The organism is Thermococcus sp. (assembly GCF_027066465.1).
In the GTDB taxonomy this organism is placed as follows: Archaea; Methanobacteriota_B; Thermococci; order Thermococcales; family Thermococcaceae; genus Thermococcus.
The window spans coordinates 1-2,678 of sequence record NZ_JAMONU010000078.1 but is presented as its reverse complement, the minus strand read 5'-3'; the positions used below and the strand labels follow the sequence as shown (position 1 = coordinate 2,678).

Below are 2,678 nucleotides of genomic sequence, written 5' to 3'. Positions count from 1 at the left end.
GTCAGCTGGGGCAAGATAAGGGCGAAGGCCGACTACGTCGAGATATGGGCCGATGCAACGCTGGTCTTCCCGTTGCTGGTGTGGAAGGTGATGAAGGGGTGAACCTCAAACAACTTCGACTCAATGCTCTGCGGAGATATCTGCCCGTTAGGTCCAAGACACGGAGAAAGAAAAAGCCCGCAATTGAAGCTTACATGGGAATATTCGGTGAGGCCTCCCCCGGGGAGCTCGATAAATACGCCCTTGAGCTCTGGTTTTTTGGATAGTTTGCACTCGCACTGCAAACTCTTTTTAAATTCCTTTGCAGTAGAAATGCAAAATCTTTATAAACATCTTTGCACTACAACTGCACATGCTTGAGATACAGAACCCGTGGTGGTTTGGCGAATCTGACAGAGACTGGGAGCTCTTTGAAAAGCTCACCTATAAGGTCAGGCCGAAATGGCTCGACGAACTCTCATTGGCGCCTTTTTCGTTCAACTTCGTCGTCGGGCCGAGAAGGGTCGGGAAAACCATCGGAATAAAGCTTCTCATTAAAGAGCTCCTCAAAAAAGTCAGTACTCCCTATGCCGTCTTTTACTTCAGCTGTGACGTGCTTGAGGACTACAAAGAGCTTTTGGAGGTTCTAAACGAGTACCTCCGACTGAAGAGACGAAAGGGCATAAAAACGGCCTTTATATTCCTCGATGAGGTTAGCTTAGTTGAGGACTGGTGGCGTGCCCTGAAGTTCCTCATAGACCGGGGCGAGTTGAGGAACGATGTCGTTACAGTGACGGGCTCGATTTCCCTTGCTCTTGGACGGCACTTCGAGACTTTCGGGGGTAGGAGGGGGAACGGGAGAACAGTTGAGGTCATGCCGCTGAGCTTCCACGACTACTACAGCCTTTTCTACGATGAGTTCTTTCCCTCAACGGGAAAGGAGGTCTTCGAGAATTATCTTGAAACCGGCGGCTATTTGGCCTATCTAAACGGCACCCTTAAGGTTGAGGAGCTCGTGGGCTTCCTGAAGGCGGACCTGAAAGCTTTAGAGCGCTCGACCGACCTCGCGAGGGACGTCATGGGCGCTATACTCGATAAAGCGCCATCACCGACTTCCTTCAACGCGATAGCGAAGGCCGTCGGGGTTTCGCCCCACACCGCGAGGGATTACGTTGAGCTCTTCGAGGCGTTTCACGTCCTCCTGCAGGTTCTCTACCTCGGAGGCGACGGGAAAGTCTATCCGCGGAAGGAAAGGAAGCTGATTCTCCGCGACCTGCTCATCGTGAGGGCCATGGAGCTCTGGACGAGGAGAAAGGTTGATAGGGCCGTTCTCTACGAGTGGCTCGTTCAGGAGCATCTGTACAGGAAGTTCGGGGAGGTTTACTACTACCGGAACTCCTACGAGGTTGATGCAATCGCTGGAGACCTGAAGGTCGAGGTGAAGTCGGGGGAGAGAAGGGGAAGGTACCTAAAGGACGTTAAAGTCCTGAATGGCCCGGAGGTTCCGGAATTTCTTTACGACCTCACTTAGCGAACTCCCTTCTCATCTCAACGTCTTTCTTCTGGACGGGCCTGAGGGGCTTGACCGTGGAGACGATTTCCAGCGCGTTTTCCTCTGGGCTTTCAAGGAGTTTGTCGAGCCTGCTCAGGGCATTGGTCCGAATGATAACCGCAATTATGACAATCCCTGATTACCACTCCGAGTTCATCAGAGCCTCCAAAACCCTCTCCTCACCACCCGGCAATACCAGAGGCCTCGACAGGTGCTTCCTCGCGTCTGGAGGAACCTCGTAAATCTTCCTCTCCAGCTCGCGGGGGACTTCAACCGGAATCAGCTTCTTCGGCATTCTGTAGCCACAGCGCTTGCACTTCAGGTAGTCGCCCTTGCTCTTCATCGTTCCCCCACAGCGCGGGCACTTGGGCTTTCTATACTCGATTTTCGGGACGAGCTTCACCGGGTAGAACTTCTCAAGGTTGAGGGTCAAGACCCCCTCGTGCTCCTTAACCCCTCCAGCGGCGATGATTTCATCGCCGGGCAGGAGCTTCCGAACGTAGTTCCTGAACTTCTTCGTCGGCTCGAACGCCGCGACGCGTATCTTTCCGGTCTCGTCCTCAAGCTCGAAGAAAACGTGCCTCCCGCGCTCCCAGTACGGCCTGGAAACCCTTCCCCTGACGACCGCGCTGTCGTATAGCTTCAGCTCTCCGATTTTTTTGGGGGCCAGATGGTCGTCGGTGTTCTGGTTCGTCTTGTAGAGCTGGTAGAAAGCTATCGGCTCCCCAAAGCGGACCATCTCAAAGGTCTGGAGAACCTTTCCCCGGTCAATTCCCCTGATTCCGACGAGAACGGGGTCCTTGCCATGGGGCGTTATCAGGACGGTTCTCTTGTAGGGGTCAACGTTATCGTAGGTGAAGGGGTAGCTCCACCTGTCGGCTAAAAACACGCTTTCGGCGTCAACTTTTCTCGGAGTTCCCCAGTTCTCCGGTTCGCGGTAAGCTAAAAGCTCGTAGGTGAAGGTCTTTAAAGGATAACCGATTGAAGCTAAAGCTCCGATTATGCCCCTACCGAGCTTGAACTTAAAGATTTCAGCTCCTACCTCCCTCGCAACACTCTCAGCTTCCTCGATGGTAACGTGTTCCCTCAAAGCTTTGAGCGAGAACTCCCTCAGTTTTTCGGGGATTTCGCCCTCGAGAAAGGCGAC

Annotated in this window: 3 protein-coding genes; 2 read left to right on the top strand and 1 reads right to left on the bottom strand. The window is 53.4% G+C overall.

Going from position 1 to position 2,678, the window contains the following annotated elements:
* On the top strand, nucleotides 1–102 hold a 102-nt coding region (locus tag MVK46_RS03570), incomplete at its 5' end, for a deoxyhypusine synthase family protein (protein WP_297535279.1).
* A gap of 250 nt (nucleotides 103–352) precedes the next feature.
* Nucleotides 353–1,510 (top strand): ATP-binding protein, encoded by a 1,158-nt coding sequence (locus MVK46_RS03565; RefSeq protein ID WP_297535278.1) that lies wholly within the window; start codon nucleotides 353–355, stop codon nucleotides 1,508–1,510.
* Between the two features lie 160 nt (nucleotides 1,511–1,670).
* Here MVK46_RS03565 and tiaS read toward each other — a convergent pair.
* The coding region (gene tiaS, locus MVK46_RS03560) for a tRNA(Ile2) 2-agmatinylcytidine synthetase TiaS (RefSeq protein ID WP_297535277.1) at nucleotides 1,671–2,678 on the bottom strand (1,008 nt) is incomplete at its 5' end.

What these genes read in the sequence shown, in the direction of transcription:
- MVK46_RS03565 (WP_297535278.1), top strand. Translation starts at nt 353, where the DNA reads ATGCTTGAGATACAGAACCCGTGGTGGTTTGGCGAATCTGACAGAGAC.